3 protein-coding genes are annotated in these 1,332 nt (G+C 58.4%); 2 read left to right on the top strand and 1 reads right to left on the bottom strand.

Going from position 1 to position 1,332, the window contains the following annotated elements; genetic code table 11:
• Nucleotides 1–359 (top strand): recombinase family protein (locus BUB54_RS19770; RefSeq protein WP_175556563.1); only part of this gene is annotated, 359 nt, incomplete at its 5' end.
• Between the two features lie 30 nt (nt 360–389).
• Nucleotides 390–722 carry an SH3 domain-containing protein gene (locus BUB54_RS19765; protein ID WP_048880628.1) on the top strand — a complete coding sequence of 111 codons (333 nt, stop codon included), beginning with the start codon at nt 390–392 and terminating at the stop codon, nt 720–722.
• Between the two features lie 36 nt (nt 723–758).
• On the opposite strand, the gene tnpA is transcribed toward BUB54_RS19765, so the two are convergent.
• Complete coding sequence (gene tnpA, locus BUB54_RS19760; protein WP_073212044.1) at nt 759–1,190, bottom strand: IS66-like element accessory protein TnpA; 432 nt, start codon at nt 1,188–1,190, stop codon at nt 759–761.
• Nucleotides 1,191–1,332 lie beyond the last annotated feature (142 nt).

The raw sequence follows: 1,332 nt of genomic DNA, 5'->3' as shown, positions 1-1,332 counted from the left end.
CGCTCGCCGAACTGCTTTCCACCGTCATCATGCTGAAGGAACGCGGCGTCGCCCTGCTGAGTCTTGAGGAAAAGATCGACACCTCCTCGGCCGCCGGCGAACTCGTCTTCCATGTTTTTGGTGCCATCGCCCATTTTGAGCGGCGGCTGATTTCGGAGCGGACGAAGGACGGCATTGCCGCGGCACGGGCAAAAGGAAAGAGACCAGGCCGGCAACCTCTCGATATGAAAAAAGTCGAGGCAGCAATCAAATTAGTCGAGGCAAAAACCTCTCCGGCTGAAGCTGCCCGGCAGCTCGGCCTTGGCCGCTCCACGATCTATCGAGAAATGAGGCGCTCGGGTGTGAGCCGGCCAGCATGAAAAAGGCCAATAAAAGTGGTTAATTGCCAGGTGGTCGCCGATCACGACCGGAGCTACGAGGCACCGATCTTTGGCACCGTCGGCGACGTGGTAAAAATCGTTCGCCGAGAGGACGACGAACCGGGTTGGATGTGGTGTGAACACTCGGCCTCTGGTCTCGCTGGATGGGTGCCCGAGGCTTTCCTCGAACGCGAAGATGAGCATTCGGCTGCGACCTTGCGCCGCAACTATAGCGCCATGGAACTCACCGTCGTTGTAGGACAGAGCTTAATGATGTTCGAAACCGTAGCCGGATGGACTTGGTGTGCTTCGGCCGAAGGGGATGCCGGCTGGGTTCCTAATCATAAGCTGGCTACCTCATGATCCAGAAGGTCTCGCTTTGTTCTTCCTTAGCGTTGTTTAGCGTACTTTCAACGCTATGCCCTCAGCCGGATCAACCACGCCTTCCACACGGATACGGGTACGCCCGATCTCTATCTCAATCGATCCCACAGCTGGGGGCCGGGCGGAAGGCGGTCCATCCGGCTCAGCCGCGGGATTGGAAGCCACGTCATCCACAATACGCAACGGCACAAAATCCCCCGTCGTTGCCGCCGACAAATCATTCATCGCCTGCCGGCGCCATGTCCAAAGCAGGCCCCGGCTCACCCCATAACGGCGCGCAACATCCGCAATCACCACACCAGGCACAGCGCTCGCGGCAAGAATTTCCGCCTTCTCCTCCCGCGTCCAATCCCGCCGCCGGCGCCGCCCGGTGATCAGCTCGACACGATGATAGTCAATGTCCTCATGACTGTGCTGATGTCTGGCATTAGGACCGTCAGTTTCCACAGCGTCACCCCACACAAATTCAGGGGTACAATGTCCAGTAATTCAAACCGCGCCGCGAGGTGGGAGGCTCACACCGGTTACACTTTATGCCGGCGCTTCACACGCAAACTGGTGTCCATTTTCTCGGTCGTGGACACTTTCC

This window comes from Acidocella aminolytica 101 = DSM 11237, assembly GCF_900129125.1.
In the GTDB taxonomy this organism is placed as follows: Bacteria; Pseudomonadota; Alphaproteobacteria; order Acetobacterales; family Acetobacteraceae; genus Acidocella; species Acidocella aminolytica.
Note: the sequence above shows the minus strand (reverse complement) of the source record. Positions and strands in the feature narration are given on the sequence as shown.